Below are 14,488 nucleotides of genomic sequence, written 5' to 3' on the forward strand. Positions count from 1 at the left end.
CGACCGACTCGACGGACTGGTCTATGCCGTCGGCAGCATCACTCTGAAAGCCCTGCCCCGGCTGAGCCGTGCCGACTTCCTGCGCGATTACGAACTCAACGCCCTGTCGGCGGCCTTGGCGGTACAGTCTGCGTTACCGGCTTTGAAAGCCTCCGGGCGTGGCTCGGTGGTGCTGTTCAGCTCGATTGCCGCCAGTCAGGGCTTCGGCATGCATGCTTCGATCGGCATGGCCAAAGCGGCGGTGTCCGGACTGACCCTGAGCCTGGCCGCGGAACTGGCGCCGGCGGTGCGGGTCAATGCCATCGCCCCGTCGTTGACACAGACGCCGCTGTCAAAAAATCTCTGGCAGAACGAGGCCATGGCGCAAAGCATCGCCGCCCTGCATCCGATTCCGCGTCTCGGCAGTGCCGATGACATGGCCGCGCTGGCGGCGTTCCTGCTGTCGCCCGAGGCGGCATGGATCACCGGCCAGATTCTCGGCGTCGATGGCGGCCGTTCCAGCCTACGGGTGAAAGGCTGATGCGTATTCTGGTCACCGGCGGCACCGGCTTCATCGGCAAGGCGCTGGTACGTCGGCTGCTGGCCCGCGGCGACCAAGTCACCGTGCTCAGTCGCCGGCCTGAATCGCTGAAAACGATTTTCGGTGCTGCAGTAGAAGCCTGGGGTCGTCTTTCGGCCTGGACGACCGACCGGAGCTTCGATGCCGTCATCAATCTGGCTGGCGAACCGATCATCGACCGGCCGTGGACCGCCGCGCGCAAGCAGGCGCTGCGCGACAGCCGCATCGGCATCACGAACCAACTGATTACAGCCATGGCAAATGCGGCACAAAAGCCGGCGGTCTTCCTCAGCGGCTCGGCCATCGGGATTTACGGGGATACCGGATCTGTCGATATCACCGAACAGGCGCCGGCCGGGGACGACTTCGGCGCGCGCCTGTGTGCCGAATGGGAACAGGCCGCGCTACCGGCCGAGGTCTTGGGTGTGCGTGTCTGTCTGCTGCGTACCGGTCTGGTGTTGCATGCCGACGGCGGTATGCTGAAGAAAATGCGGCGGCCATTCAAGCTCGGATTGGGCAGCCGTCTCGGCAACGGCCGGCAATACATGAGCTGGATCCACCGCCACGACTATGTGGAGGCCCTGTTGTTTCTGTTGCATCATCCGGAGTGCAAGGGCGCTTTCAATCTGACGGCCCCGACACCGGTGGACAACCGTGCATTCACGGACGCGTTGGCGCAAAGCCTGCACCGCAGAGCTTTTCTGGCCACCCCCCAAAGCCTGCTGAAGCCCATCCTTGGCGAGCGCAGCCTGTTGCTGTTCGGTGGCCAAAAGGTCTTGCCGGAGCGACTGCTGTCAGAGGGCCTCTGCTTCCGATTCACCGAACTGGCCAACGCTCTGGCACACGCCAATGACGACTGAAACGCTGTCGTTGCGGGCATGACTGTGCTACTTTTTTCCAATCCCTTTCCGATTCCGAAATCCGCACAATGCCTGCCAACGAGTTCCGCCGAGCACTGACTGTCGTCTGGGAAATTCTGTCGGTGGCAATCCTGGCTGGCGGCCTGCTGCTTTGGTTTGTACCGTCAGAAGCTCTATTTGCATTCAGTCAGGCGCTTCAAACACCACACCCGAACACGCCCTGTGTGCTGTGCGGCATGACCGGCGCATTCGTGGCAATCAGCCGTGGCGATTTCACGACCGCCATGTGGTTGAATCCGAATGCGCTCTGGCTGTTTTCTACACTTGCCGGCAATAGCTTGGTATTCTTAGGCTATTCGCTGTACTTAGCCCGTCGACGGTTCGGACGCCCAACACCGGTGTCGTGATTTTCTTGCACTCGGAGGTATAACCATGTCCTTTATTAGCCTGATTTTCGGCATCTTTTCTTTAATCGGGCTATTCATCGCCGTCATTCCCTGCCTTGGTGCGCTGAACTGGCTGAACATCCCGTTCGCCATCCTGGGTGCGATCATCAGCACCATCGCCCTAGTCAAGGCCGAGCGCGGGCATGAGCGAATGGCTCTGACCGGCCTTGTATTATGTGCAATTGCCATCGTAGCCGGCGGTTTCCGCCTTTTTCTGGGCGGCGGCATCCTATAAGACCCCGGCAGGTCCGCATACCACACATCAAGTACCTGCTGATTTCGCCTTAGGAAAACACGTATGAACTGCAAGGAACAGGATTACGTCCTTGGTACGCATGATGCCGAAATCGGACGGCTGCAGTTACAGCATGGCGTTTGGCGGCAGCATGTACAGGACTGCTGGCAGCGTTCCGGCATCATCGCGGGCATGCGCGTGGTCGACATCGGCTGCGGCCCCGGATTCGCCAGCGCCGATCTGGCGGAAACGGTCGGCTCTCAGGGCCATGTCATCGGCATTGAACGATCGGAACGCTTCATCGCTTTTGCCGAGCATCATTGCCGGGCCCGCGGCGCTCAAAACGTCAGCTTCGTCATGGCCGACGTGATGCAGGATGAGCTGCCGATTACCGATGCCGATGCCATCTGGTGTCGCTGGCTGGCGATTTTCGTCAGCGATCCGCAGCTTTTGGTAAGCCAAATGGCTGGCATGCTCAAGCCCGGCGGGAAACTCATTTTCCATGAATACGTGCATTACGAAACCTATCAGTCGATTCCGCCGAGCACACGCATCGAGGAATTCATCATACATGTGATGCGCAGCTGGCGCGATTTCGGCGGCGAACCGAACGTTGCACGCTTCCTGCCCGCGTATCTGGCGGCGGCCGGTTGCCGTGTACTGGAAACCCGTCCGATCAGCTTCAGCGCACAACCACACCAACCGGTCTGGCAGTGGCCGGCCAGCTTCATCGATGTCAATCTGCAGCGTCTGCTGGATCTTGGCCTGGTGGATGCGGATTGGGTAACGGCGGTCAAGGATGATATGCGACGGCTGGAAGCGAATCCGAATGCCTTGTTGATCACACCGATGGTGCTGGAAATCATCGCGGAGAAAATCTGATGCATCACGACAAGCTCCGTCGTGATAATGTCCGCATGTTGGCCAATCTGCCGAATACCGGCCCGTCGCTGGCGGGTAACCCGCCATGGGCCTGGTGGCGCTACACGCCGGAGCGCAAACGTCGATGGCCTTCTCTGTAGAAACGGAACGTCTGCAGCTGCGCGAGTTCATGCCGGAGGATGCCGGTTATGCGTTGCGTCAGCTCAACGAGCCCAGCTTCATCGAAAACATCGCCGACCGCGGCGTGCGTGATCTGGAACAAGCGCGTGCGTATCTGGTAAGTGGCCCCATAGCGAGTTATGCAAGCAACGGTTTCGGATTGTGGGCCGTGTTGGAAAAGCCGTCCGGCCGCATTATCGGCATGTGCGGTCTGATCAAACGACCACATCTGGAGCATGCCGATTTAGGCTATGCCTTTCTGCCGGAATATTTCGGAAAAGGATTTGCCTTCGAAGCCTGTACCGCCACTATCACGGCTGCTTCATGCCATTTCTCACTGCAACACCTGTTAGCCATCGTGAATCCGGATAATGCTCCCTCACGCCGCCTTCTGGAAAAACTCGGCTTCCGCCTGCAGGAGACCCGCGTTGTGCATGCGGACGAACCCGTTTTGTGCATCTATCATCGCGCTACCAGAGAGGCTGTGCCAGAGTGGGCACACAATCCCGGCAGGAACGGCTGAGTTCATTGACTTTTGTATGCTTCGGTCAGATGGGCGGGGAGTTCAAGGAAATCGGCGAAGTGAAAATGAGCCGGCTGCCGGCCGGGAAGCGTTGCGCAAAATAATCCGGAAGCAGCGCCCCCCAAAAAACGGTTCAGGGCCACTTTTCTTTTAAGGGTAAATACACTGCCATCGCCACCGCGAACCCGCACACGATGGTCAGCAGATGCGCCGGTGCCAGCACATCGGTCTTCAGCCAGAGCGCGACCAGCATCGGCGCGAACCCGCCAAATACGGAATAGGCGACATTGTAGGAAAACGAAAATCCGGAATAGCGTACCGCCGGTGGAAATAGCCCAACCAGAATCATCGGCACCACTGCGACCGAGCCCAGACTGAACCCGGCCAGGCTGTAGAGCAAGGTCATGCGGGTGATCTCGGCGGGCAGGGCATGGTAGAACACATAGCTGCTGGCAGAAAGCATTACCGCTCCGAGCAGCAGCACGCGGTAGGCACCGATTCGGTCGGCCAGCCATCCCCAGAAAATACAGCCAAAGGTAAGGCTAACGATTGCGATGCTGTTAGCTTCCAACGCATCCGAGGCCGAATACGTAAATTGTGTCTGCAGGATACTCGGTGTCAGCAGGGTCAGCGTCACGATGCCGATGCTCAGGAATCCGGTCAGTAGCATGCTCGGCCAGATCTGCGCACGGTGGTCACGCAGAACCCGTGTCAACGGCACGCCGGCTTCCAACGCGGCTTCCGCTTTCATGGCAAGAAAGACCGGCGTCTCTTCCAGCCAACGCCGCAGAAACAGCGCGAAGACACCGAATACGCCGCCGAGCAGGAACGGCAAACGCCACGCATAGTCCAATACCGCTTCCGGCGGGAAATAATGATTGACCTGCATCGCCACCAGGGATCCGAGCAGAATGCCGGTGGTGAATCCGGAAAACAGCGTGCCGCTGGCCAGGCCGACATGGCGACGCGGCACATGTTCGGACACGAACACGCAGGCTCCGGGAATTTCACCGCCGACCGCCGCGCCCTGCAGGATACGCATCAACAGCAGTAAAATCGGTGCCCAGATGCCGATCTGGTCATAGGTCGGCAGCAGACCCATGATGAAGGTCGGCACCGCCATCAGGAACAGGCTGAAGGTGAACATGCGTTTGCGCCCGGCGATATCGCCGAAGTGGGCCATGAGCAGCCCTCCGATGGGACGTGCCAGATAGCCGGCGGCGAATATGCCGAATACCTGGAACTGCTTGAGCCACTCTGGCATGTCCGGCGGAAAGAACAGTTGGCCGATACTGGCGGCCAAGAACACGAAAATGATGAAGTCGTAGTATTCCAGAGCACCGCCGAGTGCCGACAGGCCGAGGGTGTCGATGTCTTTGCGGGTCAGCGCGCGGTCGCTGTTCATGATGCAGAGGGCTCTGATTGTGGATATGGGGTCCTCAGGTTAATCTAAGCACACTCGAAACACTAGCCTTGCAGGAGCGGACATGGAAACCATCATCGGCGTGTTGGTCGGCATCGGACTCAGCGCGGCCTCCGGACTGCGGGTGTTCATCCCCCTGCTTGGACTCAGCATGGCCGGACATTACGAAATCATCCCTTTGGGTGACAACTTTCAATGGCTGGCCAGCTGGCAGGCCATGCTGGCTTTCGGTGTCGCCAGTGTTCTGGAGGTCGGTGCTTACTATATTCCCTGGCTTGATCATGCCTTGGATGCCGTGCTGGCACCGGCAGCGGCCATTGCCGGCACGCTGATGACGGCCTCCACGCTCGGCGATACCTCGCCACTGCTGAAATGGTCTTTCGCCCTCATCGCCGGCGGCGGTGTGTCTTCGATGGTGCATTTGGGCACTTCGTCACTGCGTGCTGCGGTCAGCCTACCAACCGGCGGACTGGCCAACCCGGTGGTTTCCAGCGGCGAGTGGCTCGCTGCCATCGTTATGACACTGCTGGCCCTGTTCTTGGCGCCTTTGGCCTTCATCATCGTGCTCTGGATGCTGTACCGCATCGTGAAGCGCTTCAGGCAACGGTTGGCAGGACCATCAAAGGGCACTTAACACTATTTTTACCCGTGCTCCCCTAGAGTCGATGTGTTGGCATTGCCATCATCGCTATAACAACCCCAGGGGAGAACAGATATGACTCTGATTATTTTTCTGATCATCGGTGCATTGGCCGGCTGGCTGGCCGGCCTGATCATGAAAGGCGGCGGTTTCGGTGTCATCGGTAATATCGTTGTGGGTATTCTCGGATCATTCCTAGGCGGCTGGCTGTTGCCGAAGCTCGGCCTGATCATCGGCGGTGATTTCGGCGGTTTCATCACCGCCGTGATTGGCGCCGTCATTCTGTTATTTCTGGTCGGTTTGATTAAGAAATAGAATCCATCCGTGAGGGATAAACCGCATTCGGGCGGTTTTTACGGTTTCACTCTGTTCTGTTTGAGATAGACCAATGCCTTAGTGATGTAGGATTCGCCCTGCAACACCACGCCGGATTCGGCATCAACACCGGCTTCAGTGGAATCACTGGCCTTGATGTGCTTGGGCAGATCGCGCTCAGTGATTTCCGCACGGCCATTTCCCGATAGCAGAACATCCGGCACGATGCCCTGAGCCTGGATGGATCGGTCATTCGGTGTGAAATATCGCGAGGTGGTGAGCTTGAAGGCATCGCCGTTGTCGAGACGGATGACGTTCTGCACCGAGCCCTTGCCGAAACTGCGGCTGCCGATGATGGTGGCGCGTTTGTGATCCTGCAGGGCACCAGCCAGAATTTCCGAGGCGCTGGCACTGCCCGCATCAATTAGGACAACCACCGGCACGCCCTCGAACTGTTCACCCGGCTTGCTGTAATACACGCTGTTGGCTAAGGCATTGCGGCCTTTAGTGCTGACCACGACCGCCGCCGGCAGGAAGGCATCGGCGACTTCAACTGCGGCATTGACCAAGCCGCCGGGATTACTACGCAGATCGAGCAATACCCCTTTGGCTTTGACGCCCGCTGCCGAAGTCTGCAGACTCTGCCATTGCCGGCGGAATTCCAGACCGGTGTCGCCCTGGAAGGCGCTGATTCGGAAATAGGCATAGCCTGGCTCCATCCAGCGTGCCTTAACGCTCTGGATAGAAATGACCTCCCGGATGACCGTAATGGTCAGCGGTGACTTTTCACCCTGGCGCAGCACCGTGAGTACTGCCTTGGTGCCCGGCTTGCCGCGTAGGCGCTCGGGGCTGGCACTGCTGTGATCATTGTTGACCGGAATGCCATTGATGGCGGTGATGAAATCACCGGCGCGCAGACCGGCGCGCTGTGCCGGGGTATCGTCGAACGGCGCGACAACACGGATCCGGGTCGGATCGCGCTCATCACTCTCAATACCGATTCCGGCATAGCCGCCTTCATTCAAATCTTCGAAATCTCGTGCCTGTTTGGCGGAAAGATAGCTGCTGTGCGGATCGATGTCGAGCAACAGGCCACGCAAGCCGGCCCGCATGATTTCCTCGTCAGTCAGTGCATCGACGTAACTTTCGCGCACGGCTTCGAACACCTGGGTAAACCGGCGGATCTCATCAACCGGCACCGTTCGTGCCGGCGGGGCCTTGGGTTTTTCCGGTTGCGCGGCGACGGGAAGCGTAATGCCGAGCAGGAGAATAGTGATAAACGACTTCATGGACGCAACCAGGTATTGGGATTCTGCGGCTGTCCGTTCAGGCGCATTTCAAAATACAACGCAGCCCGGCTCTGTGCACCGGAAGTCCCAACCGTTGCGATACGCTCTCCGGGCGTCACCGATTCGCCGACATCCTTGAGCAGTGCGTCATTATTGGCATACAGGCTCATATTGCCGCGACCGTGATCGATGACCATCAGCATGCCATAGCCCTTCAGCCAGTCGGCATAGACCACGCGCCCGGCGGCGACAGTGTACACCGGCGAGCCGGCGGCGGCCGCGATGAGTAGACCCTCGCTGCGTCGGCCATCCGGCATGGCATTGCCGTAGCCGGCCAGCAGTGTGCCGGTCAGTGGCCAGCCGGTGAGATTCTTAGGCGTGACTTTTGCAGCCGGCTTGCTGCTGCTCGGACGGCCGATGACCGCCGGAGCCTTGCTGGTGCTTGCTGCCTGACGCAGCTTATCAAGTAGGCCGCGCAGGGCTTTTTCATCCTTGCCCAGCGCCTTGATGCGGGCCTGTTGGTTCTTGTATTTGGCATCGAGCGTGCTGACCGCCGTGCTACGTTGCTTGCGCTGTGCGCTTAGGTCGGCCACGGATTTTTCCTGCTGCACTTTCTGGGCGGCAAGGATCTGTTTCTCCTGTTCAATGGCATCGCTGACCGCCGCTAGCTGTTGCAGCTGCGTATTCAATCTTCCAATTTCAAGCTGGCGTTGTTGTTCGAAATACCGGTGATAGGCCAGCCAACGCGCAACTTCGCTGATTTTATCCTGGGACAAAAGCTGTTTGAGCTCGCTGTTATCGCCCAAACGATAGGCGGAACGCATCAGTTGTGCTAGTTCCTGTTTCTGGCCACGCAACGCACGCTCGAGCTTTTCCTGTTCGGTTTCCAGGGCGTTGAGCTTGCGTTCCTGGCTATTAATGGCCGATTCGACCTGGTTGAGATTTTTGCTGCTCTCCGCCACTTTCTGGTCAATCTGGCGCAGTTGCTTGGCCTCGCGATTGCGCTTTTCTTCGAGTTCACGCTGCGCTTTGGTCAGCGTCCTGATTTCCTTACGCAGGATTTCGATTTTCTTTTCCGCTTCGGCGGCGTTTTTTGCCGGTGGCGCTTTGCTCTGCGCTCCGACCGACGCCGCCAGAACACATGACAACAGCAGAACACATGACTTCATGCGCGCCGTCCGATCAGACTGCGCCCGGTCATTTCGGACGGTTGCGGCAACGTCAACAGATCCAGCAGGGTCGGTGCGATATCGCGCAGCGATCCGCCCGAACACAGAGGACCAGCATGTCCGCAGAGCACGAAGTAAACCGGACCCACGGTATGCGCGGTATGCGGCTCGCCGGTTTCCGGATCACGCATCAATTCGACATTGCCGTGATCAGCGGTGACCAGCAGCACGCCGCCGGCTGCTTCAACCGCGTTACGCACAGCACTCAGCGCCACATCGACCGCTTCTGCAGCTTTGATGGCGGCCGGCAGGCTGCCGGTGTGACCAACCATATCCGGATTGGCGATATTGCAGATGATGACGTCGAATCGGCCCGAGCCGATGGCTTCGACCAGTTTTGCAGTCAAGGCCGGACAACTCATTTCCGGCTGCAGATCATAGGTCGCGACTTTCGGCGAAGGAATGAGAATGCGCTCTTCGCCCGGCACCGGCTGTTCGACACCGCCGTTGAAAAAGAAGGTGACATGGGCGTATTTTTCGGTTTCGGCGATGCGCAGCTGGGTCTTGCCGTTTACTGCGAGCACTTCGGCCAGGGTGTTGTGCAGGCTTTCGGGCGGATAGGCCACCCGTGCCGGCAAGCAGGCATCGTATTCACTCAGACACACGAAACACGAGAGCTTCGGCACCGACGCTCGGTCGAATCCATTGAACGCCGGATCGGTGAAACAGGCGGTCAGTTGCCGGGCCCGGTCAGCACGGAAGTTCATGAACACTACGGCATCGCCGTCCTGCATCGGCGCGGCCGGGGGCAATACCGTCGCGGCTACGAATTCGTCGGTTTCACCGCGGATATAGGCCTGCTGCAGCGCCAGCAGGGCGGTACCGGCACGGTGTGCGGCCTGCGCGCCGGCGATGGCGGCATAGGCCGGCGCGACACGTTCCCAACGTTGATCGCGGTCCATGGCGTAATAACGGCCGGTGACGCTGGCGATTTCGGTTTGTCCGAGTTCAGTGCACAGGGATTCGAGAGCGCGCAGACTGGGTTCCGCCGACTGCGGTGGCATGTCGCGGCCGTCGAGGAAGGCATGCACACGTATCTTGCGCGCACCGCGCGCCTTGGCTAGACGCAAAAAAGCGAAGATATGCTGTTCGTGGCTATGCACGCCGCCGGGCGACAGCAGGCCCATGACATGCAGACAGCCATCCGTGGAGCGGGCGGCATCGATGGCGGCCAACAATTCGGCATTATCGGCAAAGCTGCCATCCTCGATGGCGGCATCGACCCGGGTCAGGTCCTGATAGACGATGCGGCCGGCACCGATATTCATGTGACCGACTTCGGAGTTGCCCATCTGGCCATCCGGCAAACCGACGAAACGGCCTTCGGTATGGATCAGGGTATTCGGGCATTCGGCCAGCAGACGCCGCCAGGCCGGCAGCTTGGCCAAGGCGATGGCATTGTCCTCGGACTCGGCCCGGTAACCCCAGCCATCGAGAATCAGCAATACCGCTGGTTTCGCCTTTGCCACGTCCTGCTCCTATCCCCAGATGGGCCGAATTGCCTACCAACTTATGGCATATGACAATTCTAACAGTCACGGCAATACTAGCACCATCATTTCCGCGAGGATCGTTTATGAACCGTATCAGCTTGAAACGTCTTGCCCTGGCTTTGGCCCTGTCCGCCGCCATCGGTGCGGTACAGGCCGGAGACGGCGCGCCCGACCTGTCCAAGCTCAATGGCAGCTTGGTCGCCGAAGCCGGACGGACCTACGGCGACATCGACACCGTCAACGGCGCGATCACCGTTGAGGCCAAGGCCGTGGCCCGCAGCGTCGAAACCGTCAATGGCGCCATCATCATCGATGTCTTCGCGAACGTGCAGGACGTCAGTACCGTCAATGGCGAAATCGTCCTGCGCAACGGCGCCAGCGCCCGTAGCGTCGAAACCGTGAACGGGGCCATCGTCGGGGTCAGCAACCTGCGCGTGGCGGAAAGCGTCGAAGCGGTCAACGGCTCGATTGAGCTCGGCGCGCACAGCAGCATCGGCAGGGATGTCGAAACCGTCAACGGCAACATCAAGTTGCTGGCACTGACCGTCGGTGGTGGCGTGGAAACCTTTAATGGCAACATCACCATCGGCGAGGATACCGTCATCGGCGGCAATGTCACCGTCAAAAAACCGAGCAAATGGGGCATGAGCTGGGGCAAACCGAAAGTACCGCGTGTCGTGCTCGGCCCCAACAGCACGGTCAAGGGCAACCTGGTGTTCGAGCGCGAGGTCGAGCTTTATGTACACAGCACCGCGAAATACGGAAAAATCATCTATCTGGACGCCGAAGCCGGAAAGGCAGAGGCCCTGAAACCGGTGGTATTCAGTGGCAAGGAGCCGGATTTCAAATAGAGAATTGCCGGCGCAGCGTTTACAATGAAGCCTCCCGACCGGAGGCTTCATGCGTTTCAGACTTTCCCCGCTTTGGTTTGCCGCCGCGCTTGCGGTATCTCCCTGCACTTTCGCGCAATCCAGTTTCGGCCCGGAAATTTCCGCCGAGGATTTCTCGCAGCATCTGCAGGGTCTGGCAGTGGCCAAACCGGCCGACCATCGGTTCGGCGATGATGTCGAAGCCCTTCGACTGTCTTACCTGCGCCATCAGTTCATGCGCCTGGGGCTGCCGACCGGCCCGAGCCGCTGCGGCGACGGGCACGGCCTGCAGGCGGAGCTGGCTGGCGCCGAAAAAGGATTGGTGCCCATTGTCTATTACGCGCCATGGACCGATGCCGCGCAGCTTGCCGGTGTAATGGAGATTGCTGAGCGCTTCATGACTTCGCGTCCGCGACCAGCCCATGCGGTCATATTCCGATTCGGCGTGGAGCCCTATCCCGTACTTGCCGGTTGCAACCCTGCGGAAAGTTCCACGCGGATAATCCAGCCGGAACACCTGCCCACCGGTGACGCCTTAGCGTTAGTCGAGAAGCTGATCGCCCTTCAGCGGCAGGGTCGCTGATTCAGAAGCGCGCCAGCAGAAATTCCGATACCGGCCCGGGCTGCTCCATCATCGGCATATGACCGCAACCTTTCAGGATGCGGGTCTCGGAGTTTTTCAGGCCATCAGCGAATGCAGCCGCCGCACTCGGATCAATAATGCGATCGCCATCGCACCAGAGCAGCCCAGCCGACTGATTTATGTCCGGCAAGCGCTGTTGCAGCAGGAAAGCCTCGGGGCCGAGACGGATCTGGGTGAACACGCGCTGCTCAAACTCACGGCGGGCTTTGCGCTGCTCGATGATGGCACCAAGCATCGACTTCGGCACATAGGGGGCGTCGGCGAATACGAATTCATGCAGAAAGCCGCGGAAGCTATCGACCTCGTATACTGCGAAAGGATTGTCCCCTTTCAGGACACGCCGCGTGAATTCATTTGCATTAAAGCGCACGCCCGCCGAGGACATGAACACGATACGCTCGACCTGTTTGGGATGCGTAGCGGTCATCAGACCGGAAATCATGCCGCCCATGGAGTGCCCGACCAGCAATGCCGCCGGCTCCGGTTCCGACTGCAGGAAGGCGCTGAGGCGCTCAGCCTGTGCGGTGGGGCCGTAATCGGCTCCGGCAACCGGAACGCTCTCGCCCCAGCCGGGCAAATCGACTGCAATGACCCGGTGATCGGCCGCCAGTTGCCGGATGACTGGCAACCAGTTTTCCTTGCTGCCGGTATAGCCGTGCACCAATACGATGAGCGGCCCCTGGCCGGCCTGCAGATAATGCCAGCGTTCACCGGCCACGGTTTTCTGTTGGACCACGGCTCCAGCCAGCAGGCGCTGGCGGGCGAACTCGGCACGTAGCATCTGATCTGGAAACAGTATCACGCCCGCAATCGCCATGACCGTTAGAACCAGGATGGCGATCAACAGTTTCTTCATGGCTGTTTGGCTTCGGGTTCCGGCACTTTCAAGGCCTCGGTTACCGAGCCACTGGTGATCGGATGATAGCCCGGACGGGCTTTCTCGAATACCGCCATGGCGAATGCTCGACCCTCATCGGTTTTTGCCAATTCAACATAGATCGGCATGATCAGCTTACGACGACCGATGGTGGTCAGGAAGCTTTCAATCTCCGGACGGGCGTCAGTGTATCCGCTACGGACCGTCAAGGGATACCAGCGCTGAGCGATTTCGGGATTGGCCGTTCCGGTGAAACGGAAAGTAGCATCGAGCTGGTCCAACTGCGTTTTGGCAAGTGTTGCCGGCATGCGTTCAAGGAAACGTACCCACTCCTGGGTGCCCCAGGTAGTGCCGGTGAGCCCACTTGCCGGAACGTCGCCGGCGAGCCATTGCGCCTGCGCCTTGTCGACGGCAACGAAACGCGAAGAAATGGCCGGCGTGGCCGAAGATGGAATACCCGGACGGTGCAACCACTCGCGGATTTCGCCGATACTGGCCTTTCCGGGATTTTTTTCCAGTAGCTCAACCGTCAGGAAACGCTCGAACTCGGCGCTGTGACTGCTGGTGAAGGCATGCGTGGTGAACCAGTGCCGCAGGAAGGCATCGAAGGTCTCGCGTCCGAAACGCTGCTCGAGGAACATCAGAAACCACTGGCCTTTGATATAAGCGACATCACTAAGCGCCTCGTCCGGATCGCGGCCGGTCAGGGGCGGCAGGGCCAGCACCTGATCAGCCGGCGGTGTGGATTTCAGCGCTTCGGCTAGGCTGGCCTGGCTGATGACATTCTCCATGTCGGCCAGTTCACGGCCGTAGAGCTGCTCGACGATGCGGTTCTCGACATAACTGGTAAACCCCTCGTTCAGCCAGATGTCCTTCCAGGAACTGTTGGTGACCAGATTGCCCGACCAGGAGTGCGCCAGTTCATGGGCGATCAAGCTGGTCAGGGATTTGTCGCCGACGATGACCGTAGGCGTGATAAAGCTCAGGCGCGGATTTTCCATGCCGCCGAACGGGAAACTGGCCGGCAGGATCAGCATGTCGTAGCGGCCCCACTGGTAAGGACCATACAGCTTTTCGGCCACCTGGATCATCTTCTCGGTGTCGGCGAACTCGGTAGCGGCGGCCTCGGCCACAGATGGTTCGGCCCAGACTCCGGAACGCGCCGAAATCGGCTTGAACACCACATCGCCGACCGCGATGGCCAGCAGATAAGACGGAATCTTCTGCGGCATGCTGAATCGGTAATCGCCGTCGCGCACCGCCCTCGGATCGTTGTCGGCACTCATCAATGCCATCAGGGAGGCGTCGGTGCGGATGCGGGCATCGTAGGTGAAGCGTACGCCCGGCGTATCCTGCAAGGGTACCCAGGAGCGGGCATGGATGGCCTGCGACTGGCTGAACATGAACGGCTGTTTGCTGGCGGTCATTTCCGGGGTCAGCCACTGCAGACCGGAAGCCTCCGGAACCGTGCTGTAAGCGACGCGCACCCGCGGCAGGGCGGACGGAAGTTTGATGCGCAGGGCCGAACCGAGTATCAGGTCAGCGGTATCGAGCCGGTAGGACAGATTCTTCCAGGCCTTTCCGTCGAAGCCCTGCACGCCGCGGATCTGCAGATCACGGGTATCCAGAACCAGCTCGCGGGCTTTGTCATCCTGCCATTTCAGATGCAGTTCAGCGCTGCCGGCCAGCGTACGCGCGGCCATGTCGGCCTGCAGATTGAGTACCAGATGTTCGATGCGGACCCGATTCGGCTGCGCATAGGAATTCGGATCAGGCACATCGCTGCTGTCTACGACATTGGCGGCAGGCGCTGCAATTTCGGCAGCGGGCTTGCAGGCCGCCAGAGCGAGCGCCATCAGTGCGGCAATCAGCAAACGGGACATGGCATTTCTCTCAGATTTTGAAACCGCTGTGGATGGCGACGATGCCGCCGGAAAGATTGCGCACCGCACAGCGCTCGAACCCGGCATCTTCCATGAGCGCCTTCAGGCCGGCCTGGTTGGGGTGTTTACGGATTGACTCGGCCAGATAACGGTAGCTGTGGGC

At 59.6% G+C, this 14,488-nt stretch carries 18 protein-coding genes; 11 read left to right on the forward strand and 7 right to left on the reverse strand.

What is annotated here, in order from left to right:
- The 7 genes from ACIQ0Q_RS07070 to ACIQ0Q_RS07100 all read left to right on the forward strand — a co-directional run.
- On the forward strand, window positions 1–520 hold a 520-nt coding region (locus ACIQ0Q_RS07070), incomplete at its 5' end, for an SDR family NAD(P)-dependent oxidoreductase (protein ID WP_395772242.1).
- Window positions 520–1,419, forward strand: a complete 900-nt coding sequence (locus ACIQ0Q_RS07075) for a TIGR01777 family oxidoreductase (protein ID WP_395772243.1) — start codon at window positions 520–522, stop codon at window positions 1,417–1,419. The genes ACIQ0Q_RS07070 and ACIQ0Q_RS07075, both read left to right, overlap by 1 nt.
- Before the next feature lie 68 nt (window positions 1,420–1,487).
- The gene (locus ACIQ0Q_RS07080) at window positions 1,488–1,826 is read left to right on the forward strand and encodes a DUF2752 domain-containing protein (RefSeq protein ID WP_395772244.1); all 339 of its coding nucleotides are present in this window, start codon (window positions 1,488–1,490) and stop codon (window positions 1,824–1,826) included.
- A gap of 25 nt (window positions 1,827–1,851) precedes the next feature.
- Window positions 1,852–2,100: a hypothetical protein gene (locus ACIQ0Q_RS07085; RefSeq protein ID WP_395772245.1), complete on the forward strand. Its 249-nt coding sequence runs from the start codon at window positions 1,852–1,854 to the stop codon at window positions 2,098–2,100.
- A 63-nt stretch (window positions 2,101–2,163) separates the two neighbouring features.
- Window positions 2,164–2,982 (forward strand): class I SAM-dependent methyltransferase, encoded by an 819-nt coding sequence (locus ACIQ0Q_RS07090; protein ID WP_395772246.1) that lies wholly within the window; start codon window positions 2,164–2,166, stop codon window positions 2,980–2,982.
- Window positions 2,982–3,122, forward strand: coding sequence for a hypothetical protein (locus ACIQ0Q_RS07095; RefSeq protein ID WP_395772247.1), 141 nt, complete (start codon window positions 2,982–2,984; stop codon window positions 3,120–3,122). The genes ACIQ0Q_RS07090 and ACIQ0Q_RS07095 overlap by 1 nt, the downstream gene beginning before the upstream one ends.
- Complete coding sequence (locus ACIQ0Q_RS07100) at window positions 3,107–3,664, forward strand: GNAT family N-acetyltransferase (protein WP_395772248.1); 558 nt, start codon at window positions 3,107–3,109, stop codon at window positions 3,662–3,664. Before ACIQ0Q_RS07095 ends, ACIQ0Q_RS07100 begins: the two co-directional genes overlap by 16 nt.
- Window positions 3,665–3,797: 133 nt before the next feature.
- Here ACIQ0Q_RS07100 and ACIQ0Q_RS07105 read toward each other — a convergent pair whose 3' ends face one another.
- Window positions 3,798–5,069, reverse strand: coding sequence for an MFS transporter (locus tag ACIQ0Q_RS07105; protein ID WP_395772249.1), 1,272 nt, complete (start codon window positions 5,067–5,069; stop codon window positions 3,798–3,800).
- Between the two features lie 82 nt (window positions 5,070–5,151).
- On the opposite strand from ACIQ0Q_RS07105, the gene ACIQ0Q_RS07110 reads away from it, so the two are divergent.
- The gene (locus ACIQ0Q_RS07110) at window positions 5,152–5,721 is read left to right on the forward strand and encodes a DUF4126 domain-containing protein (RefSeq protein WP_395772250.1); all 570 of its coding nucleotides are present in this window, start codon (window positions 5,152–5,154) and stop codon (window positions 5,719–5,721) included.
- 81 nt (window positions 5,722–5,802) lie between these two features.
- The gene (locus tag ACIQ0Q_RS07115; protein WP_395772251.1) at window positions 5,803–6,042 is read left to right on the forward strand and encodes a GlsB/YeaQ/YmgE family stress response membrane protein; all 240 of its coding nucleotides are present in this window, start codon (window positions 5,803–5,805) and stop codon (window positions 6,040–6,042) included.
- A gap of 38 nt (window positions 6,043–6,080) precedes the next feature.
- Here the strand turns inward: ACIQ0Q_RS07115 and ACIQ0Q_RS07120 are convergent, their stop codons facing one another.
- From ACIQ0Q_RS07120 to gpmI, 3 genes are read right to left on the reverse strand one after another with little or no spacing between them, the layout of a single operon-like run.
- A complete protein-coding gene (locus ACIQ0Q_RS07120; protein WP_395772252.1) occupies window positions 6,081–7,331 on the reverse strand; it encodes a S41 family peptidase in 1,251 nt (416 codons plus the stop codon).
- Window positions 7,328–8,500, reverse strand: a complete 1,173-nt coding sequence (locus tag ACIQ0Q_RS07125; RefSeq protein WP_395772253.1) for a murein hydrolase activator EnvC family protein — start codon at window positions 8,498–8,500, stop codon at window positions 7,328–7,330. Before ACIQ0Q_RS07125 ends, ACIQ0Q_RS07120 begins: the two co-directional genes overlap by 4 nt.
- Window positions 8,497–10,029 carry a 2,3-bisphosphoglycerate-independent phosphoglycerate mutase gene (gene gpmI / locus ACIQ0Q_RS07130; RefSeq protein ID WP_395772254.1) on the reverse strand — a complete coding sequence of 511 codons (1,533 nt, stop codon included), beginning with the start codon at window positions 10,027–10,029 and terminating at the stop codon, window positions 8,497–8,499. Before gpmI ends, ACIQ0Q_RS07125 begins: the two co-directional genes overlap by 4 nt.
- A 107-nt stretch (window positions 10,030–10,136) precedes the next feature.
- Between gpmI and ACIQ0Q_RS07135 the strand changes: the two genes are divergently transcribed.
- Entirely contained in the window at window positions 10,137–10,904 is a 768-nt protein-coding gene (locus tag ACIQ0Q_RS07135) for a hypothetical protein (protein WP_395772255.1), read from the forward strand.
- 49 nt (window positions 10,905–10,953) lie between these two features.
- Window positions 10,954–11,505 (forward strand): hypothetical protein, encoded by a 552-nt coding sequence (locus tag ACIQ0Q_RS07140; RefSeq protein WP_395772256.1) that lies wholly within the window; start codon window positions 10,954–10,956, stop codon window positions 11,503–11,505.
- Between the two features lies 1 nt (window position 11,506).
- Here ACIQ0Q_RS07140 and ACIQ0Q_RS07145 read toward each other — a convergent pair whose 3' ends face one another.
- The 3 genes from ACIQ0Q_RS07145 to ACIQ0Q_RS07155 all read right to left on the reverse strand — a co-directional run.
- Window positions 11,507–12,421: an alpha/beta fold hydrolase gene (locus ACIQ0Q_RS07145; protein WP_395772257.1), complete on the reverse strand. Its 915-nt coding sequence runs from the start codon at window positions 12,419–12,421 to the stop codon at window positions 11,507–11,509.
- The gene (locus tag ACIQ0Q_RS07150) at window positions 12,418–14,325 is read right to left on the reverse strand and encodes a M1 family metallopeptidase (RefSeq protein WP_395772258.1); all 1,908 of its coding nucleotides are present in this window, start codon (window positions 14,323–14,325) and stop codon (window positions 12,418–12,420) included. Before ACIQ0Q_RS07150 ends, ACIQ0Q_RS07145 begins: the two co-directional genes overlap by 4 nt.
- A gap of 10 nt (window positions 14,326–14,335) precedes the next feature.
- The coding region (locus ACIQ0Q_RS07155; RefSeq protein ID WP_395772259.1) for a class I SAM-dependent methyltransferase at window positions 14,336–14,488 on the reverse strand (153 nt) is incomplete at its 5' end.

It is taken from the genome of Arenimonas sp. (assembly GCF_044348765.1).
Classification (GTDB): Bacteria; Pseudomonadota; Gammaproteobacteria; order Xanthomonadales; family Xanthomonadaceae; genus Arenimonas.

What these genes read in the sequence shown, in the direction of transcription:
- ACIQ0Q_RS07095 (WP_395772247.1), top strand. Translation starts at nt 2,982, where the DNA reads ATGCATCACGACAAGCTCCGTCGTGATAATGTCCGCATGTTGGCCAAT.
- ACIQ0Q_RS07110 (WP_395772250.1), top strand. Translation starts at nt 5,152, where the DNA reads ATGGAAACCATCATCGGCGTGTTGGTCGGCATCGGACTCAGCGCGGCC.
- ACIQ0Q_RS07150 (WP_395772258.1), bottom strand. Translation starts at nt 14,325, where the DNA reads ATGTCCCGTTTGCTGATTGCCGCACTGATGGCGCTCGCTCTGGCGGCC.
- ACIQ0Q_RS07075 (WP_395772243.1), top strand. Translation starts at nt 520, where the DNA reads ATGCGTATTCTGGTCACCGGCGGCACCGGCTTCATCGGCAAGGCGCTG.
- ACIQ0Q_RS07140 (WP_395772256.1), top strand. Translation starts at nt 10,954, where the DNA reads ATGCGTTTCAGACTTTCCCCGCTTTGGTTTGCCGCCGCGCTTGCGGTA.
- ACIQ0Q_RS07120 (WP_395772252.1), bottom strand. Translation starts at nt 7,331, where the DNA reads ATGAAGTCGTTTATCACTATTCTCCTGCTCGGCATTACGCTTCCCGTC.
- ACIQ0Q_RS07085 (WP_395772245.1), top strand. Translation starts at nt 1,852, where the DNA reads ATGTCCTTTATTAGCCTGATTTTCGGCATCTTTTCTTTAATCGGGCTA.
- ACIQ0Q_RS07105 (WP_395772249.1), bottom strand. Translation starts at nt 5,069, where the DNA reads ATGAACAGCGACCGCGCGCTGACCCGCAAAGACATCGACACCCTCGGC.
- ACIQ0Q_RS07080 (WP_395772244.1), top strand. Translation starts at nt 1,488, where the DNA reads ATGCCTGCCAACGAGTTCCGCCGAGCACTGACTGTCGTCTGGGAAATT.
- ACIQ0Q_RS07125 (WP_395772253.1), bottom strand. Translation starts at nt 8,500, where the DNA reads ATGAAGTCATGTGTTCTGCTGTTGTCATGTGTTCTGGCGGCGTCGGTC.
- ACIQ0Q_RS07145 (WP_395772257.1), bottom strand. Translation starts at nt 12,421, where the DNA reads ATGAAGAAACTGTTGATCGCCATCCTGGTTCTAACGGTCATGGCGATT.
- ACIQ0Q_RS07090 (WP_395772246.1), top strand. Translation starts at nt 2,164, where the DNA reads ATGAACTGCAAGGAACAGGATTACGTCCTTGGTACGCATGATGCCGAA.
- ACIQ0Q_RS07100 (WP_395772248.1), top strand. Translation starts at nt 3,107, where the DNA reads ATGGCCTTCTCTGTAGAAACGGAACGTCTGCAGCTGCGCGAGTTCATG.
- ACIQ0Q_RS07115 (WP_395772251.1), top strand. Translation starts at nt 5,803, where the DNA reads ATGACTCTGATTATTTTTCTGATCATCGGTGCATTGGCCGGCTGGCTG.
- ACIQ0Q_RS07135 (WP_395772255.1), top strand. Translation starts at nt 10,137, where the DNA reads ATGAACCGTATCAGCTTGAAACGTCTTGCCCTGGCTTTGGCCCTGTCC.